This is a genomic window from Flavobacterium pallidum (genome assembly GCF_003097535.1).
GTDB lineage: Bacteria > Bacteroidota > Bacteroidia > Flavobacteriales > Flavobacteriaceae > Flavobacterium > Flavobacterium pallidum.
This window is the reverse complement of the sequence record NZ_CP029187.1, coordinates 3,027,964-3,054,904: the sequence shown is the minus strand read 5'-3', so window position 1 is coordinate 3,054,904 and position 26,941 is coordinate 3,027,964. Positions and strand designations below refer to the sequence as shown.

General features: G+C 44.3%; 21 protein-coding genes. 16 read left to right on the top strand and 5 right to left on the bottom strand.

What is annotated here, in order from left to right; genetic code table 11:
- Position 1: 1 nt before the first annotated feature.
- The 5 genes from HYN49_RS12765 to HYN49_RS12745 are packed head-to-tail and all read left to right on the top strand — an operon-like array spanning position 2 to position 3,935.
- Positions 2 to 826, top strand: coding sequence for a phosphatidate cytidylyltransferase (locus tag HYN49_RS12765; protein WP_108904475.1), 825 nt, complete (start codon positions 2 to 4; stop codon positions 824 to 826).
- 1 nt (position 827) lies between these two features.
- The gene (locus HYN49_RS12760) at positions 828 to 1,493 is read left to right on the top strand and encodes a phosphatidylserine decarboxylase family protein (protein ID WP_108904474.1); all 666 of its coding nucleotides are present in this window, start codon (positions 828 to 830) and stop codon (positions 1,491 to 1,493) included.
- A complete protein-coding gene (locus HYN49_RS12755) occupies positions 1,494 to 1,763 on the top strand; it encodes an acyl-CoA-binding protein (protein ID WP_108904473.1) in 270 nt (89 codons plus the stop codon).
- 2 nt (positions 1,764 to 1,765) lie between these two features.
- A complete protein-coding gene (locus HYN49_RS12750) occupies positions 1,766 to 2,542 on the top strand; it encodes a superoxide dismutase (protein ID WP_108905075.1) in 777 nt (258 codons plus the stop codon).
- Positions 2,543 to 2,546: 4 nt separating this feature from the next.
- Complete coding sequence (locus HYN49_RS12745; RefSeq protein WP_181368962.1) at positions 2,547 to 3,935, top strand: T9SS type A sorting domain-containing protein; 1,389 nt, start codon at positions 2,547 to 2,549, stop codon at positions 3,933 to 3,935.
- 26 nt (positions 3,936 to 3,961) lie between these two features.
- On the opposite strand, the gene HYN49_RS12740 is transcribed toward HYN49_RS12745, so the two are convergent.
- Complete coding sequence (locus HYN49_RS12740) at positions 3,962 to 6,595, bottom strand: valine--tRNA ligase (protein WP_108905074.1); 2,634 nt, start codon at positions 6,593 to 6,595, stop codon at positions 3,962 to 3,964.
- A gap of 295 nt (positions 6,596 to 6,890) precedes the next feature.
- On the opposite strand from HYN49_RS12740, the gene HYN49_RS12735 reads away from it, so the two are divergent.
- Positions 6,891 to 7,325, top strand: coding sequence for a DUF1573 domain-containing protein (locus HYN49_RS12735; RefSeq protein ID WP_108905073.1), 435 nt, complete (start codon positions 6,891 to 6,893; stop codon positions 7,323 to 7,325).
- A gap of 119 nt (positions 7,326 to 7,444) precedes the next feature.
- Here the strand turns inward: HYN49_RS12735 and HYN49_RS12730 are convergent, their stop codons facing one another.
- Positions 7,445 to 8,245 carry an OmpA family protein gene (locus HYN49_RS12730; RefSeq protein WP_108904471.1) on the bottom strand — a complete coding sequence of 267 codons (801 nt, stop codon included), beginning with the start codon at positions 8,243 to 8,245 and terminating at the stop codon, positions 7,445 to 7,447.
- The gene (locus HYN49_RS12725; RefSeq protein ID WP_108904470.1) at positions 8,245 to 9,138 is read right to left on the bottom strand and encodes an OmpA family protein; all 894 of its coding nucleotides are present in this window, start codon (positions 9,136 to 9,138) and stop codon (positions 8,245 to 8,247) included. Before HYN49_RS12725 ends, HYN49_RS12730 begins: the two co-directional genes overlap by 1 nt.
- A 102-nt stretch (positions 9,139 to 9,240) precedes the next feature.
- On the opposite strand from HYN49_RS12725, the gene HYN49_RS12720 reads away from it, so the two are divergent.
- Genes HYN49_RS12720 through HYN49_RS12710 form a run of 3 tightly spaced genes read left to right on the top strand, consistent with a single transcriptional unit; the run spans position 9,241 to position 11,882 of the window.
- The gene (locus HYN49_RS12720) at positions 9,241 to 9,693 is read left to right on the top strand and encodes a T9SS type A sorting domain-containing protein (RefSeq protein WP_181368961.1); all 453 of its coding nucleotides are present in this window, start codon (positions 9,241 to 9,243) and stop codon (positions 9,691 to 9,693) included.
- A 1-nt stretch (position 9,694) separates the two neighbouring features.
- Positions 9,695 to 10,753, top strand: a complete 1,059-nt coding sequence (locus tag HYN49_RS12715; protein ID WP_146185102.1) for a Kelch repeat-containing protein — start codon at positions 9,695 to 9,697, stop codon at positions 10,751 to 10,753.
- A 28-nt stretch (positions 10,754 to 10,781) separates the two neighbouring features.
- Positions 10,782 to 11,882, top strand: a complete 1,101-nt coding sequence (locus tag HYN49_RS12710; RefSeq protein ID WP_146185101.1) for a cadherin repeat domain-containing protein — start codon at positions 10,782 to 10,784, stop codon at positions 11,880 to 11,882.
- A gap of 61 nt (positions 11,883 to 11,943) precedes the next feature.
- Here HYN49_RS12710 and HYN49_RS12705 read toward each other — a convergent pair whose 3' ends face one another.
- The gene (locus HYN49_RS12705; protein ID WP_108904466.1) at positions 11,944 to 14,133 is read right to left on the bottom strand and encodes a glutamine synthetase III family protein; all 2,190 of its coding nucleotides are present in this window, start codon (positions 14,131 to 14,133) and stop codon (positions 11,944 to 11,946) included.
- 215 nt (positions 14,134 to 14,348) lie between these two features.
- Between HYN49_RS12705 and glgB the strand changes: the two genes are divergently transcribed.
- Positions 14,349 to 16,250: a 1,4-alpha-glucan branching protein GlgB gene (glgB, locus tag HYN49_RS12700; RefSeq protein WP_108904465.1), complete on the top strand. Its 1,902-nt coding sequence runs from the start codon at positions 14,349 to 14,351 to the stop codon at positions 16,248 to 16,250.
- 30 nt (positions 16,251 to 16,280) lie between these two features.
- Here the strand turns inward: glgB and HYN49_RS12695 are convergent, their stop codons facing one another.
- Entirely contained in the window at positions 16,281 to 16,685 is a 405-nt protein-coding gene (locus tag HYN49_RS12695; protein ID WP_181368960.1) for a DUF1648 domain-containing protein, read from the bottom strand.
- A 213-nt stretch (positions 16,686 to 16,898) separates the two neighbouring features.
- On the opposite strand from HYN49_RS12695, the gene HYN49_RS12690 reads away from it, so the two are divergent.
- From HYN49_RS12690 to porQ, 6 genes are all read left to right on the top strand, one after another.
- Positions 16,899 to 19,295 carry a glycoside hydrolase family 31 protein gene (locus HYN49_RS12690; protein WP_108904463.1) on the top strand — a complete coding sequence of 799 codons (2,397 nt, stop codon included), beginning with the start codon at positions 16,899 to 16,901 and terminating at the stop codon, positions 19,293 to 19,295.
- Positions 19,296 to 19,334: 39 nt separating this feature from the next.
- The gene (locus tag HYN49_RS12685) at positions 19,335 to 20,147 is read left to right on the top strand and encodes a M48 family metallopeptidase (protein ID WP_108904462.1); all 813 of its coding nucleotides are present in this window, start codon (positions 19,335 to 19,337) and stop codon (positions 20,145 to 20,147) included.
- A 188-nt stretch (positions 20,148 to 20,335) separates the two neighbouring features.
- A complete protein-coding gene (locus HYN49_RS12680) occupies positions 20,336 to 21,655 on the top strand; it encodes an MFS transporter (protein ID WP_108904461.1) in 1,320 nt (439 codons plus the stop codon).
- Between the two features lie 41 nt (positions 21,656 to 21,696).
- Complete coding sequence (locus HYN49_RS12675) at positions 21,697 to 22,893, top strand: DUF6252 family protein (protein ID WP_108904460.1); 1,197 nt, start codon at positions 21,697 to 21,699, stop codon at positions 22,891 to 22,893.
- A gap of 189 nt (positions 22,894 to 23,082) precedes the next feature.
- Positions 23,083 to 25,530, top strand: a complete 2,448-nt coding sequence (gene lon / locus HYN49_RS12670; protein ID WP_108904459.1) for an endopeptidase La — start codon at positions 23,083 to 23,085, stop codon at positions 25,528 to 25,530.
- A 377-nt stretch (positions 25,531 to 25,907) separates the two neighbouring features.
- Positions 25,908 to 26,936 (top strand): type IX secretion system protein PorQ, encoded by a 1,029-nt coding sequence (gene porQ / locus HYN49_RS12660; protein WP_108904457.1) that lies wholly within the window; start codon positions 25,908 to 25,910, stop codon positions 26,934 to 26,936.
- Positions 26,937 to 26,941 lie beyond the last annotated feature (5 nt).

The window sequence follows — 26,941 nt, the reverse complement described above, 5'->3', positions numbered from 1 at the left end:
GATGAACGAAACGCTCAAGAGGGGGATTTCCGGCGCTGTTTATGTGATATTGCTGATTGCTTCGATTTATTACTCCACCGAAACATTCTTTCTTCTTTTCGGTATTTTCCTGGTGATTGCTGTGTTTGAGTTTTGCAACCTGGTGAAACTCCATGTCATTTTTCCCGTGTTATTAGCGCTTACCACCTACGGAACCATCAGTTACCTGCTTTTTAATAAAATCCGTTTTGACCGCAATTTCGATTTGGCCCTTTTGGCCCTGACCATGCTGGTTTCGATTAAAGGGATTGTTTTTTTGTTCAGCCGCAACAAGGATTCTGTTAATACTTTTTCAAAATACGCTTACCTGATTGGTTATGTGATCCTGCCGTTTATTATCATTACTAAAATTCCTTTTGGTGTCAAGGGTTATAATCCAAAAATTCTTATTGGTATCTTTATTTTAATCTGGACAAATGATACCTTTGCATATCTTGTCGGGAAATCTATAGGGAAGCATAAATTATACGAAAGGATCTCTCCGAAAAAGACGATTGAAGGTTTTCTGGGAGGCGTTGCTTTTGCAGTTTTAGCCGGTTTCTTAATTTCGAAATATTATATCGAAGGGGGAAGGCTGGCGCAGAACATATGGATTGGTTTTGCTTTGATTATGAGTATTTTCGGCACGATAGGCGATTTAATCGAATCCAAGTTTAAAAGGATTGCAGGTGTGAAGGACAGCGGGAAGATCATGCCCGGTCACGGCGGTATACTGGACAGGCTGGACAGCATTATTTTCGCCGCCCCATTTGTATTTTTGTTTTACCAAATATTAAATTTATTATAGCATGGCACTTTTAAAATTTCATAAAGAAGGCGCGACAATTATCCTGGTTTCGTGTGCAATAAGCGTGGGTATCGTGCTTTTGGCCGATAAGTTTATTGTGGATTTGTGGCTTCAGAAAACCGTTCAGATTGCGGTATTGCTCTTCCTGATCATCATACTGCAGTTTTTCAGGAACCCAAACCGGACGCTGGTGGTAAATAACAACCATATCATTGCACCCGTTGACGGAAAAGTGGTTGTCATCGAAGAGGTGTATGAAAGCGAATACTTTAAGGACAATCGTGTGCAGGTGTCCATTTTTATGTCGCCGATAAATGTACACGTGACGCGTTTTCCCGTAAGCGGTAAAGTAAAATTCAGCAAGTACCATCCCGGAAAGTTCCTCGTAGCATGGCATCCAAAAGCAAGTGAGGAAAATGAAAGGACGACCATTGTCATCGAGAACAAGGTTTTCGGTGAAATCCTGTACAGGCAGATTGCCGGCGCTTTGGCAAAACGCATCGTGAATTATGCCAAAGAAGGCATGGACGTGGTGCAGGGCGAAGATGCCGGATTTATCAAATTCGGTTCCCGCGTTGATATTTTTCTCCCTTTGGGCACAAAAGTGGATGTAAAACTCCAGCAAAAAGCTGTCGGAAACAGGACAATCATTGCAACCAAAGCATAAATGGAACCCGAAGGATTAAATAAGCGCTTTAACGATGCGGTAGAAATTGCCGGTGAGATGACACAGTCGTCGCTTCCTCAGGATATCCAGTTGCGGTTGTATGCTTTTTACAAACAAGCCACTTTCGGGACAATAGACAATAGCCAGCATGCGTCGAATTTTGACCTCCGCAATGCATTTAAAACCAATGCCTGGATGCAAATCAGCCATCTGTCGGCCGATGAAGCCAAAGAAGCTTATATTGAATTGATCCATTCCCTGAACAAATGACCATGAAAATATTACGTTTGTTTTTTTTTCCGGTTGTCGTCATGACACTTTTTTCGTGTAACCAAAAAAAGCTTACCGAAGTCGAGGTGCCTTTGCCTGAAAATGAAGCGCCAGCCAAAACCGTCATGGGCGATCCATCAGACGTGAAAGCGGATGAAGGCGCATTTGAAATGGTAAAACTGCCTTATGCCTACAACGCTTTGGCTCCCGATATCGATGCGCGCACCATGGAGCTGCATTATTCAAAACATTACCTTACCTATACCAATAATCTCAATAAAGCGCTCGCCGGAACAGATCTGGAGAAAGCGTCCATTGAAGATATCCTTAAAAAAGCAGGAACTGAAAATATGCCTTTGCGCAACAATGCCGGTGGTTTTTACAATCACAGCTTTTTTTGGGATGGCATGTCAGGCAAGGGTGGCGGCCAGCCCAAAGATACTTTAGCGCTTGCTATTGCTGCGGATTTTGGATCGTTTGAGGTTTTCAGATCACAATTTGAAAAAGCCGCATCGGATCAATTTGGTTCGGGATGGGCTTGGCTGATCGTAAATCCATCAGGAAAACTGGAGGTGACATCAACGCAAAATCAGGATAACCCGTTAATGCCAGGCGTTTTGGTTTCGGGAAAACCAATATTGGCTTTGGATATTTGGGAGCATGCCTATTATATTCAGTATCAGTACAAAAGAAAGAATTACATCAATGCATTTTTTAATGTGATTAACTGGCAGAAAGTGGGCGAGCGGTATGAAGAAGCGATTAAGAAAAAGAACTGATTTTATGAAAAGGCTTTTATTGATTTGTTTGTTTGGATTTTCTGTTTGTGAAGCACAGATCAGTTTTTCTCCTTACGTAGCTATACCGACCGGCTCCTGGCCCGAAACTGTTGCTATTGAGGATATGAACCACGATGGGCTTAAGGATGTGGTCCTTGGGATGGGCAGCTATGCCGATGGAGACAATGATTTCAGCATCCTTGTGTATTTGCAAAACGGTTCAGGCGAGCTCGAAACACCTGTAAAATACCCGTATGCCACGACAAGTATGGATATAGAGGCAATAGATATTGACGATATGAACAATGACGGGCTTAATGATGTCGTCATAGCTTTTGGCAATAAGATCGGGATTTACTATCAAAATACCAATGGGACTTTAGATGCAGTAAATGAAGTGGCACTTAATAATTATGCCAAAACCCTGAAGATAGGCGATCTAAACAATGATGGACTCAAAGATATTGCCGTAGGGTACCTCAATTCATTTTCTGTCATGATACAATCCGGCGGAGCGACGTTTGCTACCACTTCATACAGCATCATGATGAATTATGATATTGAAATTGATATTGCAGATGTCGATGATGATGGCAGGGATGATGTCGTAGTGAAATCCTCTGATGCCTTGAATGTGTTGACACAAAATGCTTCCGGGACGCTTAATTCCCCGGTTGCTTACCTTTCAGGAACAGGCCTATCGATTAACGGGATTGCTTTAGGCGATTTAAGCAATGATGGAAAAATTGACATCGCCGCTTCCAGGGGAGGCAATTCGCCCTCGGCCAAAATAACGATCCTGAAACAAAACCCCGCTACACAACTGATGAATACTCCGGTATCGATTTCGGCATATGATATCCCGGAACCTATAGAAATAGGGGATATGAACAACGACGGCAAAAATGAGATCGTTACTGCGCACGGCGGCTGGAATAGTTTAAGCTGCTACACGCAGAATACTTCCGGGATGTACAGCGGTTATTATGCTTTCCCAATCTCTTATGCTTCCCATTACAACAGGCAGGGCATGGCTCTGGGTGATATTAATGGTGATGGTTTAAAGGATGTGGCGATTGCAGACTATAACCACGGATTGGTCATCCTTTACAACATTTCTGAATCACTCGGTACCGAAGAACCAGCAAAAATCCAGGCTCCTGCCATGTATCCGAATCCCGTTAATGATGTCGTCAATATTGATTTCAGCATGTCGGATTCAGGTGGTGTTGCCGAAATTTCAATCTTGAATGCCCTGGGCATGCAGGTGGCAGCCCTGCAGAAATCCAGTGACATACAGCGCATCAATATGGCAGGTTATGCTTCCGGAGTATACTTCGTTAAAGTGCATACAGCAAAAGGCGATGCCACTGGTAAAATTATAAAACAATAAAAAATCCCGGAATTACCGGGATTTTTTTATTTCAAACTCAAAAGGCTCTGCTCAATCATAGCAATCTTTGCCAAAGCATCGGCTTCTTTCTTGCGCTCGATTTCAATGACTTTTTCCGGGGCACCGCTCACGAATTTTTCGTTTGACAATTTCCCCTGGACTGATTTTAAGAAGCCTTTGTTGTATTCCAATTCTTCGGTAAGCTTTTTAATTTCGGCTTCCATATCAATGTTTCCGGTAATCGGTACAAAATATTCGTTCGATTTTACACGGAAGGATAAAGCGCCGTCTGCCTTTTCAGAGACATATTCAAAAGCATCAATGTTGCCAAGTTTTGAGACTACCGAATCAAAGTACGTCGAAACATTTTCGCTGTTAATCGCCTTTAGCGAAATCACGTCCCTGAACGGGATGTTTTTCTCTTTTCGCACTGTCCTTACAGCCGAAATGACTTCCATGGTATGTTCAAAATCCGCAATCAGTTTATTATCAAAGGATTTTTTTTCAGGCCATTGTGATATGATCAACGCGTCTTCAGGCTTGCGATCGGCAATAAGCTGCCAGATTTCCTCAGTCAAAAACGGCATGAACGGATGCAGTAATTTCATATTGTTTTCGAGCATTTCCAGCGCTTTCGCAAAAGTAACGCTGTCAATTGGCTGCTGGTACGCAGGCTTGATCATTTCCAGGAACCACGAACAGAAATCATCCCAGACCAGTTTGTAAATGGCCATTAAGGCATCTGAAATACGGTATTTTTCAAAATGGTCTTCGATTTCGGCTAATGTCTGCTGCAGTTTGGCTTCAAACCATTCCACTGCTACCTTCGACGATTCCGGTTGCGGAATGGCATCTGAAACTTCCCATCCTTTGATCAATCTGAAGGCGTTCCATATTTTATGCGTAAATGCTTTCCCCTGGTTGCACAGTTCTTCGTCAAACAAAATGTCGTTTCCTGCCGAAGCGCTCAGCAATAATCCCACACGAACACCGTCTGCCCCGAATTTATCGATCAGGTCCAGCGGATCAGGGGAGTTTCCTAACGATTTAGACATTTTACGGCGTTGGCTGTCGCGTACCAATCCGGTCAGGTATACGTTCGTAAAAGGCTTTTTGCCGGTATACTCATAACCAGCAATAATCATGCGTGCCACCCAAAAGAAAAGGATGTCCGGACCTGTTACCAAATCATTGGTTGGGTAATAATATTTGAAATCCTTGTTTTCAGGATCCATTATCCCTCCGAAAACCGCCATGGGCCACAGCCAGGAAGAAAACCAGGTGTCCAAAGCATCGGCATCCTGCGTTAAGTCCGACAATTGCAGGCTTGGGTTCTGCGTTTTGGATTTTGCCAATTCCAAAGCATCAGCGGGCGTTTCAGCCACGACAAAATCTTCTTTACCCAGGCCGTAATAATATGCCGGGATCTGCTGTCCCCACCACAATTGGCGTGAGATATTCCAGTCGCGGATATTTTCAAGCCAATGCCTGTAAGTATTCTCGAATTTCTTCGGGTATAATTTAATTTCGTTGTCTTCAAGAACAGCTTTGATGGCAGGTTTTACCAATTCCTCCATTTTCAGGAACCATTGGTCGGACAGGCGCGGTTCGATGACTGCTTTTGTCCTTTCAGAAGTGCCTACCTTATTGAGGTGGTTTTCGGTCCTGGCCAAATCACCATTGGCTTCGAGTTCTTTTGCGATTTCCGCGCGCACCGTAAATCGGTCTTTGCCTTCGTAATGCAAGCCGTGGGCATTCAGTGACGCATCTTCATTAAAAATATCGATGATTTCCAAATGGTGTTTTTCACCTAAAGCCTTATCATTCACGTCATGTGCAGGCGTTACTTTTAAACAGCCCGTACCGAATTCCATATCTACATAGTCGTCTTCAATGATAGGAACCACGCGTCCGCAGATGGGAACGATCGCTTTTTTACCTTTTAAATGTGAAAAACGTGCATCATTCGGATTGATGCAGATCGCCGTATCGCCGAAAATGGTTTCAGGTCTTGTCGTGGCTACCGTCAGGAAATCGTTCGTGCCTTCAATCTTATATTTGAGGAAATAGAGTTTTCCCTGTTGTTCTTCGTAAATGACTTCTTCGTCGGAAAGTGTGGTCTTGGCTTCCGGATCCCAGTTCACCATACGATAGCCGCGGTAAATCATGCCTTTGTTGTACAGATCGACGAAAGAGCGGATTACTGATGCGGACATGTCAGGATCCATCGTGAATTTCGTTCGTTCCCAATCGCAGGAAGCGCCAAGTTTTTTCAACTGGTCCAAAATGACGCCACCGTATTTGTCAGTCCATTCCCAGGCATGGGCCAGGAATTCCTCGCGGGACAGGTCATTTTTATTGATGCCTTCGGATTTTAGCTTGGCTACGACTTTGGCCTCAGTGGCAATCGACGCATGGTCCGTACCTGGAACCCAACACGCGTTGAAGCCTTTAAGGCGCGCACGGCGGATCAATACATCCTGAATGGTATTGTTGAGCATGTGGCCCATGTGCAGTACGCCGGTGACGTTTGGCGGCGGAATCGTAATGGTGTAAGGCTTACGGTGGTCGGGTTCCGAATGAAAGTAATTGTGTTCCATCCAGTAGGCGTACCATTTGTCTTCAATGGCTTTGGTGTCGAATTGTGCTGGGATTGTCATAGTATTGGTTTGCCGTTCCGGCATTTTATTTCTGATTATTGATGTGACTGCAAAATATGATTTGGAAATCAGCGTTTTAGCCCTGATGGAAGCGGCATCCTTTTTCCTGCTTCTTTAGCAGGGAAAAGATATAGCGGACAGCAGGAAATAGCTCCGAAAGAAAAAAATCTTCGGTACGGTTTTTGCAATAGTGTGCAAAAATAAATAAATCGTGTGGGATAAAAAATTAAGAATTAATTATTTGCACATTAGTTAAAAGAATTTAAATTTACGAACCCAAATAAAAATGTACAAAATGAAAAGACTATTATTTTTAGCGTTTTTTGCGATGATTTCGGTAGTGGGATTTTCCCAATCAGGCCCGAAAATCGAATTCATGGCGAAGGACAATACGATTGATTACGGGACAGTTTCAAAAGATACTGACAGCGGAATCAGGAGTTTTGAATTTAAGAATACTGGCGATGCCCCGCTGAAGATCATCAATGTGCAATCGACCTGCGGTTGTACCGTGCCTTCAAAACCAACTGAAGACATCATGCCGGGAAAAACGGGTAAGATTGATGTGAAATACAACATGAATCCGGGTGCGATCCGCAAAACCATTACTGTGGAGTCGAATGCGGTGAATGTGGAAGGTGGCAAGATTGCACTGAAAATCAAAGGGGAGGTGATCGCGAAGAAAGAAGTGAACCTTTTGGAGAAGAAGAAATCGATTATGGAAAAGTAATTCCATTTCAAAATAAAGAACCGCCCATGAGGCGGTTTTTTTATGATTTTTTTACTGCAAAGTGCGCTGAAAAATCCTTGTGTTCCTTGCGAAAAGCCTGGCGTGCTTTGCGGTTAACCTTAATTCGAAACAATCAAAATTTCCACACGGCGATTGTCATCTTCTTCCTGGCTGTTTTTTTCCGGGATCGGATGCATTGGGCGGGTGACACCGTAACCTTTGAAGGAAAGCCGGTCGCTTTTGATTTTATTGCGTATCAGGTAAGTATGCACGGCCTTGGCGCGCTTGGTCGAAATATCGTTTACGTCGCCCTGTGTCTGGCAGCAGATGTGGCCCTGTATCTCGATTTTCAGTTTCGGGTTGTCTTCCATGATGCAAAGCAGTTCGGCCAGGACTGGCTTTGACTTAGGCACAACGGCATCAGAATTATTGAAGAAATTGATGTTTTCCAATTTGATCAGGTCACCGGCTTTTGCGGTCTTGACCTGTTCGGTGAGCGTCTGGTATTTGGTTTTAGGGACTACAAGCTCGGGTTTCGGTTTTTTAGGTTCGTAGATAACGAGCACTTTGCGGTTTTCAGACTGGACTTTGGATTGCGTAAAATCTTCACCGAAGCCTTTGGTTTCATAGCCCGGAGCCACCGTTACCTGGTTGCTGATCATGTAGTTGTAGATTTGGCTGACACGTTTCAGCGAAAGCGTATCATTATAACCATTCGTGCCTTTCCAGTCGCAATAGCCGTAAATTTTAGTCACCTCGATATTCTTATTCTCGGAAAGCCAGCGGTCGAGCTTTTCTTTCGCCGCCGGATTGATGTCGTATTTATTAAAATCAAAGAACACCTCGAGGCGGTCTTGCGCCTGGATTTTATACGAAATAAAGCAGCAGCACAGCAATAAAAAATATATCTTGTTTTTCATCAGTTTGAAATGATTTCGATTTCTACACGGCGGTTGGCGGCACGTTCGGCCTCATTTTTTTCGGGAATTGGGAACAAGGGCTGTGTCACGCCAAGCCCTTTATAAGACAGCCTTTCTTTCGGGATGCCGTAAGCAGTAAGGAAATTGTAGATCGCTTTGGCACGCTGGGTAGACAAATCCTGTTTGTCGGCGGGCATGCAGCACAAATGCCCCTGGATTTGGATTTTTAAATCCCTATTGCTTTGCATGACCAAAAGCAGTTCGTACATTTTTGGCACCGATTCCGGGATTACGATAAAGGTGTTGATTCGGAAATTAAGGTTTTCAACCTGCAGTTTGTCGCCCGCTTTGGCAACAGCCACTTTTTGCATGAAAATGGTATCGAGTTTTATGGTGGTTTTCGTCCCATTTGGATTGTCGAGTGTCATCGTGGTTGGGAATATGATGGGTTTCCGCACTTTTGGCTTTTCTGCTACAGGTTCCGGTTTGATGCCCAGAATTTCATTTTCACGCGGCAAATCTTTTGGCAAAAGATAATAAATAGTGACTTTACGGTTTTCAGCCTTGATTTTGGAAGACTGGAATTTCTCGCCGAAACTGCGCGTCTTGAAATCTTCGCGGATGTTGATCCTGTCCTTTAAAATGCCTGCAATATAATCGACACGTTTTTTTGCGAGCGTGTCATTGAAGCCTGTAGAACCGTCTTCATCGGTGTAACCGTTTACAGCAACTATTTTTGAATCCTTATTGTTTGATATCCAATCATTCAGGCTGATGATTTCTTTTTTTGCAAGTGCAGATTGATTGCTGTCAAAATACACGGAAAAAGACTCCTGTGGAAAGCAGGTGCCTGTCCCCAAAAGCATGAGCAGGTGTAGAAAGAGGGCTTTCATAGGCAGATTATAAAAACGAATTTACTGTTTTTTACGCTCTTGTAAAAGATTTAGAACGTAATGTACAATGAATTCATATATTTGAAGCCTAAAATCAAACTTATGAAACAAACTGTACTCATTGCGGCGCTTTTGATCAGCGGATTGTGTTCGGCGCAATCGGTAATACAAAGCGTCAATTCAGGAAGTGTTATTTCGGCAAATGCGGTTGTGGGCGTTGGAGAGATTGTGGTCGTACCGCAAAACCAAAACCAATCGGCAACTGGAATTATCGGTGTTTTAGCTCAGGTAAACCAACAAATGCTTGAAGTCCCTTCCTATGAACTGTCGGACAAGATTACCGTCTGGCCGAATCCTACTGTAGCAAAGATATCTTTCGAAACCAATGAAAATCTTGCCAATGCCACAGTGGCTGTTTTTAACAATGTGGGGCAATTGGTCCTCGAAAGGAAAATCGGTGCGGATAACAGCATCGACCTTACGGATCTGGCACAAGGCATTTACATGATCCAGCTTTCAAATCAAAAACAAGCATTTAAAATCATCAAGCACTAATATGAGAAAACTATTACTGTTGTCCGCATTATTTTTGTCGTTCATGGCCTTTGCCCAGGTTCCGCAGGGCATTTCTTACCAGGCTATCGCATTGAATGCGGTAGGACAACCTGTTGCCAGTGCCAATGTTGGGGTACGTCTTTCCATTCTGGACGATTCGGCTTCAGGGACGGTGCTATATACGGAGACACAAATCAAGGCTACGTCTGCACAAGGTCTCTTTACGCTGGTGATAGGGCAGGGAACGCCGGTTACGGGAACTTTCTCAGGTATTAACTGGGGTATGAATTCCAAATTCCTGAAAGTCGAAATGGATGTTGCAGGCGGAACAAACTATGCCGCTGTAGGAACTACGCAATTGCTGTCGGTACCTTACGCCATGTATGCAGGCAATACCGCAAGTGTTGCCGGAAATGCTTCGATCAATGACGATATTGTTGCCAATAAGAATGCAAATTTTGGTTTCATAGATACGTATGGCAACAATGCTTATGTTTACAATGTGGATACCAATGCATGGTCTGTGCAGCCATTTAATGTCAATGCATCGCCTACCCTGATTTCGTCTAAAGGTAATTTTTTCTTTATTGATACCTACGACAATAAAGCATATTGTTATTATGCCAAAACGGGAACCTGGTCATTCCAGGCGTTTAATGAAAATGCCTCTCCCTCAGTAACTGAATCCAATGGTAACTTTGGTTTCGTGGATACTTATGATAATAAGGCCTATGTTTACAACGCGCAAAACGGCACCTGGTCATTCCAGGAATTTAATATGAATGCTGCGCCGTCCCTTGTTAATTCTAAGGGCAGTTTCGGTTTTGTAGATACTTATGACAATAAGGCTTATGTCTTTAATCGAAAAAACGGGGCCTGGTCATCACAATCTTTTAATGTAAATGCCTCACCGTTGTTAAGCGAGTCAAACGGCAATTTTGCTTTTGTGGATACGTATGACAACAAAGCTTATATCTTCAACGGAAATACCGGAAGTTGGACATTCCAGCAATTTGATGAAAATGCTTCACCATCTATTTCCATATCTGAAACAAACTAAAAATCTGATTTAAAACAATATATCCTATATGAAAAAACTAATACTATTATCAGCACTATTCCTGTCGTTAGTGACATTTGCGCAGGTTCCACAAGGCATCTCTTACCAGGCGATTGCATTGAATACTTCCGGCAATCCTGTGGTAAGCGCCAATGTTGGCATAAGGCTTTCTGTCCTTGATGTGTCAGCTACAGGAACGGCTTTATATACGGAAACACAGGCTAAAATGACCAATGCACAAGGCCTTTTCAATCTTGTGATCGGGCAGGGGACGCCGGTTTCGGGGACTTTTGCAGGAATCAACTGGAAAACCAATTCTAAGTTCCTTAAAGTAGAAATGGATGTGGCCGGTGGCTCAAACTACGTTTTGGTCGGGACAACGCAACTGCTTTCGGTTCCGTATGCTTTGGCTGCAAAATCTCTGGTATTGGCTCCGGGAGAAGGCATTACTTTGACTTCACCAAACGGGACAGCTTATCAATTATCGGTAAATGATGCTGGGGTATTATCATTGCCTACTACGGCAAATTCAAATAATTTTCCTGCCGATTTATATGTTTATGGCACTTTCAATGGCTTTAACACTGCCACTGCACAGCTGCTGAATTATAATGACAGCTACTTTACCGGATTTAAATACCTGACTGGAGGGAGCCAGATTAAATTAATTTCAGGTACGGCACCGAATTCAGCAGTGTACGGAAATGCTGGCGGAATGCTCGTCCTGAACGGAAGTGCATTTACAGCACCTTCATCAGGATTGTATTGGATCAGTGTCAGCGCTTATGATCTGGATAATGGGATGTATTTGGATGTAACACAATTCGCGCCTAAAGTCCGCATCAATACGACTTTTACAGATTATAATATGATATATAATGCCGCAACCAATACTGCAAGCGCTACCGTAACGGGTATTTTAAGCAGTGATAATTTCTATTTCAGGATGCCCAATCCAAATTCAGGGACTACAAATTATGGTGATTATCTTGCAGATGGGATTGCAGAAATGAACGGCACAGAAATCTCGTTCCCCGGAGCATCTGCCTCAGTACCGAAAAACTATAAGATTGACTTTGTAATAAATGTTAATGGTACCGGATCTTATACTGTAACACAGGTTCCTTAAGGGATTTATCTTTAAACAAAAAGCCCCGAAATACGGGGCTTTTTTATTGGATTACGTTGAGCTATCGCGTAAACAATAATTCCCTGTATTTTGTCAGTGTCCAGCTTTCATCATCAACAAGCAATTCCAGTTTGTCGCAATGCTCGCGGATCACTTCAAAATAAGGCTTTACATTATCACAGTACTGTTCAGCCATTTTCTGTGCATCGGTTAAGGCATTGGCGGTTTTGCGCGCTTCGGTCATTTCCTCAACCTGTGTGTTAATGCCTTCGATATGCTCTGAAATTTCCTTGATCAGCGTCATTTGTTCTTTCCCATATTTCTGGAAATCATTGCCGAAGATTTCCTTGAGTCCGCATACATTTTCAATCAGCGTATTTTGGTAGCGGATTGCCGTCGGGATTACATGGTTTTTTGCGATATCGCCGAGCACACGGCCTTCAATCTGGATTTTCTTGGTGTATTCCTCCAGTTCGATTTCATAGCGCGCCTCCACTTCGACGTGGTTCATGATGTGCATTTCTTCGAATAACGCCAAAGCTTCTTTAGAAATTTTCGCCTTCAAAGCCAATGGCGTCGTCTTGAAATTGCTCAAGCCGCGTTTTTTCGCTTCTTTCTCCCAGGCATCGCTGTAACCGTCGCCTTCAAAAAGAATGTCTTTTGAGGTTTTGATATATTCCCGTAAGACGTTAAAAATCGCTTCATCTTTCTTAAGGCCTTTGCTGTCAATCAGCGCATCCACTTCTATTTTAAAGTCTTTTAATTGTTTCGCAACGATGGCATTCAGCGTGGTCATCGCATTGGCGCAGTTTGCGGAAGACCCTACGGCACGGAATTCAAATTTATTTCCTGTAAAAGCAAAAGGCGATGTCCTGTTCCTGTCAGTATTATCCAATAACACATCGGGAATTTTCCCGACCACGTTCAGTTTCAGGTCTGTTTTTTCTTCCGGTGACAGTTTGCCTGAGGAAACGCCTTCCAGTTCTGCCAATACTTTCGTCAATTGCTCCCCGATGAATACGGAAATAATGGCCGGTGGCGCTTCATTCGCACCCAGTCGATGGTCATTACTTGCCGTGGCAATGGCTGCTCTCAACAACGATTCATAATTATTTACGGCCTTGATCGTATTGATGAAAAACGAAAGGAACTGCAGGTTGCTCATCGGGGTTTTACCCGGGCTCAGCAAGTTTACGCCGGTATCGGTTGCCAAAGACCAGTTGTTGTGTTTTCCTGAACCGTTCACGCCCTTGAAAGGTTTTTCATGGAACAATACCTTGAAATCGTGGCGTTCGCCTACCTTTTGCATCACATCCATTAACAAGGAATTGTGGTCTACTGCAAGATTGGTTTCTTCAAAAATTGGGGCCAACTCAAATTGGTTAGGAGCTACTTCATTATGACGGGTTTTTACCGGGATGCCGAGGTACATACACTCTTGTTCCAGTTCACGCATATAATTCAAGGCCCTTGAAGGGATAGATCCGAAATAATGGTCGTCCAATTGTTGCCCTTTCGCCGAGGTGTGCCCAAGCAGCGTCCTTCCGGTCATTAAAATATCAGGCCTTGTATTGGCCAAAGCAGTATCGACAAGGAAATATTCCTGCTCCCATCCTAAAGTGGCGGTGACTTTCTTTACATTTTTGTCGAAATAACGGCAAACATCCGTCGCAGCTTCATCAACGGCATTCAATGCCCTTAATAAAGGGGTTTTATAATCCAAAGCTTCTCCCGTGTATGAAATGAATACCGTTGGGATGCATAATGTCGTTCCGAAAATAAACGCAGGGGAAGTGGGATCCCACGCAGTGTAACCACGTGCCTCGAAGGTATTGCGGATACCGCCATTCGGGAAACTTGAGGCATCCGGTTCCTGTTGCACCAATTGCCCGCCACCGAATTTCTCCAACGGATCGCTGCCGTCATACGAAGTTTCGAAAAACGCATCATGCTTTTCGGCGGTCGCGCCCGTCAAAGGCTGGAACCAGTGGGTATAATGGGTTACGCCTTTGGTCAATGACCATTCTTTCATGCCCATGGCGATGTAATCGGCTAATTTCCTGTCAATCTTCGTACCGTGCTGGACTGCATCTTTCACGCCTTTATAGGCATCAGGTGTCAGGAATTGTCGCATGGCCTTGTCATTAAATACATTGGCACCGAAAATTTCTGATTTGCGGCCTGCTTCCTCAAATTTAACCGGCTTCCTGGTAGATGCTTCTTTTAAAGCCTGAAAACGTAATGTTGACATAAAAATTGATTTTTAAAGTTGATACCCTATTAATTTTAATGCAAATATATTATTTTTTGGTTTTAAAAATAAACTTACCCTAAAAAAATAGGGGGTATTTTATTTTTTATTATTCTGAATAGATTTTTGGACTATTGAATTCTCAGAAAACCCGAAAACCTGAAATCTGAAAATCCGAAATAATTTCACTATGTTTATAATCTAAACCCACCACCATGAACCCAATCATTTCCCATTCCCTTTTCACCGATTTCGATATTGACCTGTTCAGGGCCGGGAAGCATTTTCGCCTGTATGAAAAATTCGGTGCACACCAGATAGAAGTTGATGGCGTAAAAGGTGTATATTTTGCAGTCTGGGCGCCATCCGGACGTTCGGTATGCGTGATCGGGGATTTCAACAACTGGACGAAAGACGTTCATGAACTCAATGTCCGCTGGGATTCTTCAGGGATTTGGGAAGGTTTTATCCCCGGTGCCGAAAAAGGGGGGCGTTACAAATACAGAATCCAATCCTTTAACGGTATCATCACTGAAAAAGCCGACCCGTTTGCGCTTTTCTGCGAGCATCCGCCTGAAACTGCGTCGGTCATCTGGGACCTCGATTATAAATGGAAGGACAAATCCTGGATGGACACCCGCAAAGACAAGAACGGATTGGACAGGCCTTATTCGGTTTACGAAGTGCATCTCGGATCGTGGCGCCTTAATGCCGAAGGCAAATTCCTGACCTATCTCGAACTCGCGGACCAGCTCGTCGCTTATGTCCAGGAAACCGGTTTTACCCATGTTGAATTGTTACCGGTCATGGAATACCCATACGACCCGTCATGGGGTTATCAGCTCGTCGGGTATTTCGCACCCACATCGCGTTTTGGCAAGCCACAGGATTTCATGTTTTTGGTAGATAAGCTGCACCAGGCGGGAATTGGCGTCATCCTGGATTGGGTGCCGTCGCATTTCCCTGATGATGCGCATGGTCTGGGGTATTTCGACGGCTCTCATTTATATGAGCATCCCGATCGCCGTAAAGGCTACCATCCGGACTGGAAAAGCCTCGTGTTCAATTACGGGCGCAATGAAGTGCGTTCGTTTTTAATCAGTAATGCGATTTTCTGGCTGCAAAATTACCACATTGACGGACTGCGGGTAGACGCCGTTGCCTCCATGTTGCATCTGGATTATTCAAGGAAGGAAGGCGAATGGGAACCCAATATTTACGGAGGCCGCGAAAACCTCGATACGATCAGCTTCCTGAAGGATTTCAACGAAGCGGTGTACACCACTTTTGAAGGCGTACAGACGATTGCCGAGGAAAGCACGTCATTCCCGATGGTGTCGCGCCCTACATACAACGGCGGACTGGGTTTCGGGATGAAATGGATGATGGGCTGGATGCACGATACGCTGCAATACTTCAAACGCGAGGCCGTCTACCGGAAATACCACCAGAACGACCTGACGTTTTCAATGACCTATGCTTTTTCAGAAAACTTTATGCTGCCGCTTTCGCATGATGAAGTAGTGCATGGCAAAAGTTCTATTTTAGGCCGTATGCCTGGCGATGAATGGCAGGCTTTCGCCAATTTAAGGCTGTTGTACAGTTATATGTTTACGCATCCCGGCGGCAAACTGTTGTTCATGGGTTCAGAATTTGGCCAGTATGCGGAGTGGAAATTTGACGGCAGCCTCGACTGGCACCTGCTCGAATATAGTTTTCACAAGGGCGTTAAGAAAGCAATTACTGATCTGAATGCCTTATACAAAAACAATCCGGCATTGTATGAAAAGCAATTCAGTCCTGAAGGTTTCGAGTGGATCAGCCATGACGACCATCAGAATGCTGTAATCTCTTTCATCAGGAAAGGCGAAAATCCAAAACAGGATCTGGTTGTCGTTTGTAACTTTACTCCGGTTGTACGTATGCCTTACCGCGTTGGATTGCCCGGCAAAGGCAAGCTGACGGAAATCTTTAATTCGGACAGCAAGGAATACGGTGGGTCAGGCATAAGCAATATCAAACCTGTAAAGATTGAAAAGAAGGAATGGAACGGGAGAGATTTCTCGGCAGAGGTGGAATTGCCGCCTTTAGGCGTAGTGGTATTTAAGGTTAATTAGCAAATGGGATAATTATCTCACCAGTCTAATTCAGGCATTCCCGCCCGCGCTCCTGATCATGCCAAATACAATCATCCCGAAAATAATAACTGTCCCGAGCTTTAAGAACCTGATAAATCTTGTTGCAAGAGTATATTGCCTTATGGCATTCCCAGGTGTTATCGCTGCCATATAATTGAAAATATGCGGGAATTTGTTTAGGAAAGAAAGCCCGATAGCCAGTATCGTAATCACGATGGGCAGGGCAAAAAGGTTTTCCTTCGCGCCAAAGCCATCCGCATTCCCTGAAAGATCGAAGTGGATGGGGATGATGTCTGGTAGCTTCGGGTAATTTACAAATACCAGAATCCAGATGCTTATTATTAAAAGCCAGCAAAGGGATTCAATGGCTTTATCAAATGGGGTGAGGAGGATTTTTATTTTTGGATTTGCCATATAACAAAAGTAATATAATGAATCAAAAAGCTGCATTGCGACTGGAATAAAATTCTTTCCCGATACTTTATCAAATTGCAATAAAACCCAAAAGTCCAAAAACCATGGTACAGCATCTGCAACCTACAACGTTATCGTTGAAAACTCCACCAACTTACCAACACCAACTTAACCTTAACTTTGTAAATTTGGCTTTTTCCAACCCTCTTAAACATGATTACAAACACTGAACTAGAATATAAAGGCGATTTGTATCCCACAGCAGTATCATCGGTACAGCAAGAAGCCGATTCCGTCTTTTTCCATACCGATAATAATGTCATCCTCAAAATTACCGTGCTGCGCGACAGCCTCATACGCTTCCGCTACACGACTAAGGGTTATTTCAGCAATGACTTTTCCTATGCTATCGATAAAAGCCAGTCACATGGCTATAACTTCCTCGAGCTCATAGAGCAGAAGACTTTTTATCAGATAAACACCAGCAAGCTCATCTGCCGTGTCAGCAAAACGGACCTTAAGATTTTGCTGACAGATTTGGATAACAATGTCATTCTTGAGGACGAGCTCGGTTTTCACTGGGAGGAAAATTACAATTTCGGCGGGAATATCGTGAAGATGAGCAAGGTATCGCACGATGGTGAAAGTTATTACGGCTTAGGTGATAAGGCTTCGCATTCAAACCTTAAAGGCAAACGTGTTGAGAACTGGGCAATGGACCAGTATGCCTTCCATAAAGACCAGGAGCCGCTGTATAAAGTCGTGCCGTTTTACATCGGGCTGCATAACCGGAAAGCCTACGGTATTTTCTTTGACAATACCTTCCGTACCAATTTTGATTTTGCACAGGAAAGAAGGAACGTCACGAGTTTTTGGGCTGAAGGCGGGGAGATGAACTATTACTTTATTTACGGCCCGCAAATGGCTGATGTCGTGACCACTTATACGCATTTGACCGGAAAACCCGAAATGCCGCCCATGTGGACATTAGGGTACCACCAATGCAAGTGGAGCTACTATCCGGAGAGCAAGGTCAGGGAAATTACCTCAAAGTTCCGCGAGTTGCAGATCCCGTGCGATGCCATTTACCTCGACATCGATTATATGGACGGTTTTCGTTGTTTTACATGGAATAAGGAGTATTTCCCCGACCCGAAAAAGATGGTTGCCGAACTGGCTGAAGATGGTTTCAAGACCGTCGTCATTATCGATCCTGGAATAAAAATCGATAAGGATTATTGGGTTTACAAGGAAGCTTTGGAAAAAGATTATTTCTGCAAAAGGGCTGACGGCCCGTACATGAAAGGCAAGGTCTGGCCCGGCGAATGCAACTTCCCTGATTATACCAATCCTGAAGTCCGCGAATGGTGGGCCGGATTGTTCCGCGAACTGATTTCAGACATCGGCGTGAAAGGCGTCTGGAACGATATGAATGAGCCTGCCGTAATGGAAGTTCCGGGCAAAACCTTCCCGATGGACGTACGCCACGATTATGACGGTAACCCTTGCAGCCACCGCAAAGCACACAATATATACGGTACGCAGATGGCACGGGCTACTTATGAAGGCGTGAAGCGTTTCGCATACCCGAAAAGGCCCTTCATCATTACGCGTTCTGCATATTCCGGGGCGCAGCGCTACACGTCCTCCTGGACCGGCGACAATGTAGCAAGTTGGGAACACCTTTGGATCGCAAACATACAGATGCAGCGGATGTCCATTTCAGGGATGGGATTTACGGGTTCCGATATCGGTGGTTTTGCAGAGCAGCCTTCCGGCGAATTGTATGCGCGCTGGATCCAGCTGGGCGTGTTCCATCCATTCTGCCGTACACATTCCTCCGGAGATCATGGTGATCAGGAACCGTGGTCATTTGACGAAGAAGTGATTGACATCACGCGGAAATTCGTCAGCCTGCGTTACCAGTTATTGCCCTATCTGTATACGATGTTTTATGAATATATTAATGACGGTGTCCCTATGCTGAAGCCATTGGTATATTTCGACCAGGAAGATCCGCAGACGCATTACCGTACTGATGAATTCATTTTCGGGAACCACATCCTGGTCTGCCCAATCCTCGAACCGAATGCGCAGGGGAGGAGAATGTACCTTCCTGTCGGGAATTGGTACAATTACTGGACCGGTGAACTGGTTTCAGGAAAGAAAGAACTTTGGGTAAAAACGGATTATGACCAGATTCCTATTTTCATTAAGGAAGGCGGCATCATCCCGAAATATCCGGTGCAGCAATATGTAGGCGAACTGAAATTTGACGAGGTGACTTTGGAAGTATATTATAAGCTCGGAAAGGAAAAATCCTTCCTGTATGAAGACGCTCAGGACGGTTATGATTACAATAAAGGGCGTTACAGCTTTTCAACCTTTACCTTCAATGGCAAGGAAAACCAGCTTATTATCCAGCAGCATAAGGAAGGGAAGTTTGAGATTCCGTACAGCAAATTCAAAATCAACCTCCACGGACTCCCATTCCAGGTCAAGACCATTTATATTGATAATGAACGCGCTGCTGCAGATACGATCCAGTTTAATGGGAATACATTGTTTATTGATAAAGATTTTACGGAATTACATATTACCGGCGCGTAATTAAAATCGTACTTTTGGAATGTTTTAAAACCATAAACCATGAGAAAATACGTAATAATATCTGCTTTTGCAGTTGCGCTCGGTGCATCCTGTGCGACAAACCCGTTTACCGGAAAGAAAACGCTGAACTTCGTTTCGAATGATCAGATATTTCCAACTGCATTTGCACAGTACAAGCAATTCCTTACGGAAAATAAAGTAGTGTCGGGCTCGGCTGCCGCACAACAGGTACAGACTGTGGGTAACAAAATCCGTATTGCAGCCGAGAAATACCTGAATTCACTCGGGCAGAAAGATTACCTTAACGGTTATGCCTGGGAATACAAACTGGTAGAGAATAAGGAAGTGAATGCCTGGTGCATGCCGGGCGGAAAGATTGTGGTATACTCCGGGATACTGCCGGTTACCAAAGATGAAGCCGGATTGGCTACCGTTTTAGGGCACGAGGTTTCCCACGCTTTGGCAAACCACGGCGCACAACGTATGAGTGTAGACCAATTGCAACAACTGGTCGGGGTAGGGGTAGTCGCCGCTACTTCAGGGCAATCAACACAGAACCAGGCGATTTTCCAGCAAGCGTACGGACTGGGCTCGACCCTCGCGGTCACCCTTCCTTTCAGCCGCAGCAATGAGTCTGAGGCAGATGAAATCGGGCTTACACTAATGGCGATTGCCGGTTACAATCCGGACCAGGCGGTAGTTTTCTGGCAAAGGATGTCTGCAAATGGTGGTGCCGCGCCGCCGGAATTCCTGAGCACGCACCCGTCTGATGCCACAAGGATCAGGAATATCAAGAATCTGATTCCGAAAGCTAAAGCGACTGCAGCGAAGTTTGGCGTGGTTTATAAGTAATCCGTCTACAATTACAGTAAATTATAGTGAAGCTGCTTCTTTGAGAGGCAGCTTTTTTATTTGCACAGCATAGTGATGCGAGTTTTTGGCACGATCCTGCGGTGCCTTTAGCATTAACTTTCCGTGAAATTGAAGCAACGTTTCCACAATCCCAAAAAAAATAAATACATTCGTGAAAAATCTTCACTATGGCCGATTTAGAAAAAGGAAGCAAAAAACTACTAAACGCCTGGGCGTTTTACGATTGGGCGAATTCCGTATATCCATTGACGATTTCCTCAGCAATATTTCCGATTTTTTATGAAAAGCTGTTTACAGGACGCGACCACTACATCTATGTTTTCGGGACCTCGCTGAAGAACTCGGCATTGATCAGCTTCGTTACCGCGGCGGCTTTCCTTGCCGTGGCATTCTTTTCACCATTACTGTCCGGAATTGCGGATTATGTGGGCAATAAGAAAAACTTCATGCGCTTTTTCTGCTACCTTGGCGCATTTTCCTGCATGGGATTGTATTGGTTTGACCTCGAGAATATTTATACAGGCTTGTTGTTTTATTTCCTTGGTCTGATCGGTTTTTGGGGAAGCCTCGTGTTTTACAATTCGTATTTGCCTGATATCGCATATCCGGAACAGCAGGATAAAATCAGTGCCAAAGGCTATTCGCTTGGGTATCTGGGCAGCGTCATTTTATTGGTAGTAAACCTTGCCATGGTCATGAAACCGGCTATTTTCGGGATTACTGGCGAACCTTTGGAAGCGGCATTGAAAGCGATGAAATATTCGTTCATCAGTGTAGGTGCCTGGTGGATTATTTTCAGCCAGTACACTTATTATTATCTGCCGAAAGGCAATAAAAATGCAGAAAAAATTACACGCGAAGTGATATTCAACGGTTTCCGTGAGTTGAAGAAAGTCTGGGGATTATTAAAGGAAAACGTGCCGCTCAAAAGATACCTCAGCAGCTTTTTTGTATATAGCATGGCCGTACAGACAGTGATGTTGATTGCAACTTATTTCGGTTCACAGGAAATCAAATGGGAAAATGCAGACCAAAGTACTACCGGCCTGATCATTTGTATTTTGGTCATCCAACTGGTCGCAGTTTTGGGCGCGGTTTTAACGTCGAGGGCTTCGGCAAAATTCGGCAATATTCCGGTATTGATTGTCATTAACGCGTTCTGGTTCCTATTGTGCATTGGGGCTTATTTTATTACTACGCCAATGCAATTCTATGCTATGGCAGGCTTGGTAGGATTGGTAATGGGCGGCATTCAGGCATTGTCGCGGTCCACTTATTCTAAATTGCTCCCTGAAACCGAAGACACGGCATCATTCTTCAGTTTTTATGATGTTTCCGAGAAAATCGGCATCGTGATTGGTATGATGGTTTACGGTATTATTGACCAGATTACAGGAAGTCCAAGGTTTGCCATTGTATTCCTGGCGCTGTTTTTCCTGGTCGGGTTATTGTTGCTCAGAAGAGTCCCGCGGAAAAAGTTGACATAATCATAAAATAAATTATATTTGGGGCGAATAAAAAAACTGTTATGAAAAACTTCAAAATAATATTCAGGGTATTTGCTTTGCTGACTTTGCTGTCCTTAAGCTCCTGTTCGGAAGATGTAGAACCGATTGATCCGTATGTACTGAATCCAAACATTACCGAATGTCCGGAACCGACTTCCTTTTCTTCCTCTGATTTTGTGGAAACCAAAGTTACGCTGACATGGGTATCGGAAGGCGATTTATGGGAAGTGGAATATGGCCCAGCCGGGTTTGTACACGGCCAGGGAACATCAGTCACAACCGCCGAGCATTCCTTTTCGGTTGATGGCTTGGATACTACTCTGGAATATGATTTCTATGTGCGTACGAATTGCGGGGAACTGAAGAGTGACTGGGCGGGCCCGATTTCGGTAGATGATGAAATCATCATTGATCCAAATCCGAATCCAAATCCGCAGACCGGTGTTTTTAAGGCTGATTTTGACGGTACCACCTTTGTTGCAACATCAACAAGTGCTTTTATCAGTGGTGACGGGATAACGATCACTGGATTGAAAGCGAATGGCCAGGGTTTTGCCATATTGCTTGACGGGCAAACCACGGGAACTTACACTGATAACGCAGGTATATTTTATAATTTAAATGCCAATTCCGAATTCGGTTATTCCAATGCCAATGAAAATTTTGAAACCAACGGCGAGGTTGTCATTACTGAAATCAACACTACTGCCCACACGATTTCTGGAACATTTCACTTTACCGGAATCTGGTCTGAATTTGATGCAAATCCTGCTGTCCCAAACAAGGAATTCACAAACGGAACCTTCACGGTATCCTACACGAGCACAAATCCGAATCCTTCAACTGATACGTTTTTCGCCAAAATCGACGGTACTGAATTCGCTGAAACCCAAATCGATGTTGCGGCCGTTTCCGGCACCGGAGTTCCGGATTACATCAGCATTGTAGGGACCAAGCCAAATGATGATAATTTAGGATTGCGAGTTAATGAGGGATTGTCGCCAGGTACTTATAATATCACGGGCCCACTAACTGATGACGTGGTGGGAGCCCATCTTCTGAAAGATGATGTTTTATATCAGGCAACCGCAGGAACGGTTACAATAACCCAAATGACCGCTACGCATGTTACGGGAACATTTTCGGTTACCATGAAAAATTTTGAAGGCACGGTAACACTTCAGGTCACTGAAGGCGCTTTTAGCGTAGATTACTAATAAAAACGATTTTTATACTAATCCCGGCTTTGTCCGGGATTTTTTTTGGCACAATGATTGTCCAGAGGTTGGAGCGCAGGTGAAATTTTAACTCAATTTTATCTGGCGTTCAGAAGTATACACGATTTTAAACAATAAATTTGTCGTTACCCAAGTTTTGGGATAATGACAAAATGACTTAAAAAACATATGTCCAGCCAAAAAATTACTACACTTGACAATTTGTCACTTCAGGATTTAGACTCTGAAGCAGATCTGATCCCCCTGTTAACCGCCGAAGATGAAGAGGAAATGGCCAATGAGGAACTTCCCTCATCATTGCCCATCCTGCCATTACGGAACACGGTCCTTTTCCCAGGAGTCGTGATCCCCATCACAGCGGGCAGGGATAAATCCATCAGGTTAATTAACGATGCGAATAACAGCGATAAAATCATCGGTGTGGTGTCGCAAATCAATGAGGAAATTGAGGATCCCACTTCTGTCGATATCAATACCATCGGAACGGTAGCCAAAATACTCCGCGTACTTAAAATGCCTGACGGGAATGTCACCGTAATCCTTCAGGGTAAAAAGCGTTTTGAGATTGAGACGGTCACGGAATTACCATATCTAAAGGCCAACATCAAGGAGGTTCCTGAAAAACGCCCTAAAAAAGGAGAAAAGGAATTTTCAGCGATTATCGATTCTTTGAAGGAATTGGCCACACAGATTATCCAGGAAAGCCCGAATATCCCTACTGAAGCGACTTTTGCTATAAAAAATATTGAAAGTCAGTCGTTTCTGGTGAATTTTGTTTCATCGAACATGAACCTTTCGGTAAGGGAAAAGCAGGATTTACTTGCGATGAATAACCTCAAGGACCGCGCCCTTGCCACGTTGAGGTTCATGAATATTGAATTGCAGAAACTCGAACTTAAGAACGACATCCAGTCGAAAGTGCGTTTTGACCTTGACCAGCAGCAGCGCGAATATTTCCTGCACCAGCAGATGAAAACCATCCAGGAAGAACTGGGCGGTGTTTCACAGGAAGAGGAAATTGACGACATGCGCCAAAAGGCGAAAGCCAAAAAATGGGATGAAAAGACACAAAAGCATTTTGATAAGGAATTGTCGAAAATGCAGCGTATGAATCCGCAGGCGCCTGATTTCGGGATCCAAAGAAATTACCTTGAGTTGTTCCTCGAATTGCCTTGGAATGAATTCTCAAAAGATAATTTTGATTTGAAGCGCGCGCAGCAGGTTCTGGACCGCGACCATTTTGGGTTGGATGATGTTAAAAAGAGAATGATCGAACACCTTGCCGTCCTGAAACTGCGCAACGATATGAAATCGCCTATACTTTGCCTTACAGGGCCTCCCGGAGTAGGGAAGACCTCAATCGGGAAATCTGTGGCCGAAGCTTTGGGCAGGGAATATGTGCGTATCTCACTGGGCGGTTTGCGTGATGAGGCGGAAATCCGCGGGCACAGGAAAACTTATATTGGGGCTATGCCTGGCCGAATTATCCAAAGCATTAAGAAGGCAGGAACTTCGAATCCGGTTTTCGTTCTGGATGAGATTGATAAGTTGTCGAACAGCAATCAGGGCGATCCGTCTTCGGCGTTGCTGGAGGTCTTGGATCCGGAACAGAACAGCGAATTTTATGATAATTTCCTTGAGATGGGTTATGATTTGTCAAAAATCATGTTCATCGCCACTTCCAATAATTTAAGTGCCATCCAGCCCGCTTTGCGCGACAGGATGGAAGTCATCAAAATGTCAGGATATACGATCGAGGAAAAGGTGGAGATTGCCAGGAACCATTTGTTCCCGAAGCAACTTACGGCACATGGATTGACGGCCAAACAACTTTCTATTGGCAAGAAGCAACTCGAAAAAATCATAGAAGGCTATACCCGTGAATCCGGTGTCAGGAACCTTGAGAATAAGATTGCACAGGTGATCCGACATGCGGCAAAATCGGTTGCGATGGAAGAAGATTACAATATCAAGGTTACAGATGCTGACGTTGTGCAAATCCTGGGCGCACCGAAACTCCACCGCGATAAGTCAGAAAGCAATGATGTGGCCGGAGTGGTGACAGGATTGGCCTGGACGAGTGTTGGAGGTGATATATTATTCATTGAATCGCTGATTTCCAAAGGGAAAGGTTCTATGACGATGACCGGTAACTTAGGGACGGTGATGAAAGAATCGGCGACGATTGCACTTGAATACATCAAAGCTAATGCGGACAGGCTGGGCATTGACCCTGAAATCCTGCCGAAATACAACCTGCACATCCATATTCCGGAAGGTGCCACGCCGAAAGACGGGCCAAGTGCGGGAATTGCCATGCTGACATCGTTGGTATCGGTGCTGACGCAGCATAAAATCAGGAAAAACCTTGCGATGACAGGCGAGATTACGCTTCGCGGCAAAGTGCTGCCTGTGGGCGGAATCAAAGAAAAAATCCTTGCGGCCAAACGTGCCAACATTAAGGAAATCATTATGTGTGCCGACAATCAAAGCGATGTTGAGGAGATCAACAAGACTTATATTGAAGGGCTGACCTTTCATTATGTTAAGGAAATGAGCGAGGTGCTGAAGATTGCGATTCTGGATGAGAAGGTGAAGCATGCGAAGACTTTGTAATTAGATAATTAGACAATCCGATAATTAGAAAATTAGATAATCAGGCCGGAAGTATTTCCGGCTTTTTTCATTGGAAATGATTCGTTAATTTTTGGGTATTCTGCGTGAGGGATGGAAGCGGCATCCTTTTTCTAATCCCGGGGGGTTAGAAAAAGATAAAGCGGACAGCCCGGCCTCGTTGCAGGAAAGACTTCCGATGTATGTCTATAATTTCCGCAACGAGGGCACGCCCAAAATAGCCGCAGTAATCAATAAGAGTTGGCAGTATTCAGGATTTGCAGATAATCATTATCTTCTTCCTGAATCCTGATTCTTTCTTCTCTAAAAAAATAATATCTTCGCAGCTGCGTTATAGTACCGCAATTACTACGGCATTCATGTTTAAAAACCGACTTACCTGCATCGTATTCCTTATCTCTGCTGCTTCCTTTGGTCAGATAGGTGGGAAATCGGTTTACCAGTTCCTGAGCCTGATAACATCGCCACGGCAGTCGGCTTTGGGTGGTAAAATCCTGACGCTGTATGACTATGATGTCAACCAGGCGTTCTTTAACCCGGCTACGATAAACCCTGCGATGGACAACAGGCTGTCGATGAATTACGGCAGTTTGTTCGGGGAAGTGACTTATGGCACGGCGGCTTATGCGTATACGTATGACCGGCATGTGCAAACGTTCCATGGCGGGATCAATTATGTCAATTACGGTACATTTCAGGGAACGGATGAAAATGGAAACCGGACGGCGGATTTTACAGGGAGTGAGATCGCGCTGTCGTTTGGGTATGCTTATAATATCCCGTATTCGGATTTTTATGTAGGGGCGAATGCAAAATTGATTTCGTCTACTTTGGAAACGTATAATTCTTTTGGCGCCGCCGCAGATTTGGGCGCGCTCTACATCGATGAGGACAATGATGTGAACTGGGCGTTTGTGATCCGGAATATCGGGACGCAGATTACGACCTATGCCGGGACGCGTGAGAAATTGCCTTTGGAAGTCATGTTCGGCGTGTCGCAGGAAATGGAAAACGTACCAATCCGCTGGCATGTGACGCTCGAGAATTTACAGCAATGGCAGATCGCTTTTTCGAATCCGGCGCGTGCTGAAGGTTCTATTGACGGCGGTTCGACTCCGGAAAAGATATCTATTTTTAATAATGCCTTGCGCCACGTCATACTTGGTGCGGAATTGTTTCCCAAGAAAGGTTTTAACCTGCGTGTAGGCTATAATTTCAGGAGGGCAGAGGAGCTTCGGCTTCTGGAACAGCGTAATTTCTCGGGGATTTCCGTCGGTTTCGGATTAAAGATCAACAAATTGAAATTTGATTATTCTTATTCACGATATACCTTGGCAGCCAATACGAGTTTATTTGGGTTGACGATTAATTTTGGAGATGAAGATTAATTAGT

What these genes read in the sequence shown, in the direction of transcription:
- HYN49_RS12765 (WP_108904475.1), top strand. Translation starts at nt 2, where the DNA reads ATGAACGAAACGCTCAAGAGGGGGATTTCCGGCGCTGTTTATGTGATA.
- HYN49_RS12760 (WP_108904474.1), top strand. Translation starts at nt 828, where the DNA reads ATGGCACTTTTAAAATTTCATAAAGAAGGCGCGACAATTATCCTGGTT.
- HYN49_RS12755 (WP_108904473.1), top strand. Translation starts at nt 1,494, where the DNA reads ATGGAACCCGAAGGATTAAATAAGCGCTTTAACGATGCGGTAGAAATT.
- HYN49_RS12750 (WP_108905075.1), top strand. Translation starts at nt 1,766, where the DNA reads ATGAAAATATTACGTTTGTTTTTTTTTCCGGTTGTCGTCATGACACTT.
- HYN49_RS12745 (WP_181368962.1), top strand. Translation starts at nt 2,547, where the DNA reads ATGAAAAGGCTTTTATTGATTTGTTTGTTTGGATTTTCTGTTTGTGAA.
- HYN49_RS12740 (WP_108905074.1), bottom strand. Translation starts at nt 6,595, where the DNA reads ATGACAATCCCAGCACAATTCGACACCAAAGCCATTGAAGACAAATGG.
- HYN49_RS12735 (WP_108905073.1), top strand. Translation starts at nt 6,891, where the DNA reads ATGAAAAGACTATTATTTTTAGCGTTTTTTGCGATGATTTCGGTAGTG.
- HYN49_RS12730 (WP_108904471.1), bottom strand. Translation starts at nt 8,245, where the DNA reads ATGAAAAACAAGATATATTTTTTATTGCTGTGCTGCTGCTTTATTTCG.
- HYN49_RS12725 (WP_108904470.1), bottom strand. Translation starts at nt 9,138, where the DNA reads ATGAAAGCCCTCTTTCTACACCTGCTCATGCTTTTGGGGACAGGCACC.
- HYN49_RS12720 (WP_181368961.1), top strand. Translation starts at nt 9,241, where the DNA reads ATGAAACAAACTGTACTCATTGCGGCGCTTTTGATCAGCGGATTGTGT.
- HYN49_RS12715 (WP_146185102.1), top strand. Translation starts at nt 9,695, where the DNA reads ATGAGAAAACTATTACTGTTGTCCGCATTATTTTTGTCGTTCATGGCC.
- HYN49_RS12710 (WP_146185101.1), top strand. Translation starts at nt 10,782, where the DNA reads ATGAAAAAACTAATACTATTATCAGCACTATTCCTGTCGTTAGTGACA.
- HYN49_RS12705 (WP_108904466.1), bottom strand. Translation starts at nt 14,133, where the DNA reads ATGTCAACATTACGTTTTCAGGCTTTAAAAGAAGCATCTACCAGGAAG.
- glgB (WP_108904465.1), top strand. Translation starts at nt 14,349, where the DNA reads ATGAACCCAATCATTTCCCATTCCCTTTTCACCGATTTCGATATTGAC.
- HYN49_RS12695 (WP_181368960.1), bottom strand. Translation starts at nt 16,685, where the DNA reads ATGGCAAATCCAAAAATAAAAATCCTCCTCACCCCATTTGATAAAGCC.
- HYN49_RS12690 (WP_108904463.1), top strand. Translation starts at nt 16,899, where the DNA reads ATGATTACAAACACTGAACTAGAATATAAAGGCGATTTGTATCCCACA.
- HYN49_RS12685 (WP_108904462.1), top strand. Translation starts at nt 19,335, where the DNA reads ATGAGAAAATACGTAATAATATCTGCTTTTGCAGTTGCGCTCGGTGCA.
- HYN49_RS12680 (WP_108904461.1), top strand. Translation starts at nt 20,336, where the DNA reads ATGGCCGATTTAGAAAAAGGAAGCAAAAAACTACTAAACGCCTGGGCG.
- HYN49_RS12675 (WP_108904460.1), top strand. Translation starts at nt 21,697, where the DNA reads ATGAAAAACTTCAAAATAATATTCAGGGTATTTGCTTTGCTGACTTTG.
- lon (WP_108904459.1), top strand. Translation starts at nt 23,083, where the DNA reads ATGTCCAGCCAAAAAATTACTACACTTGACAATTTGTCACTTCAGGAT.
- porQ (WP_108904457.1), top strand. Translation starts at nt 25,908, where the DNA reads ATGTTTAAAAACCGACTTACCTGCATCGTATTCCTTATCTCTGCTGCT.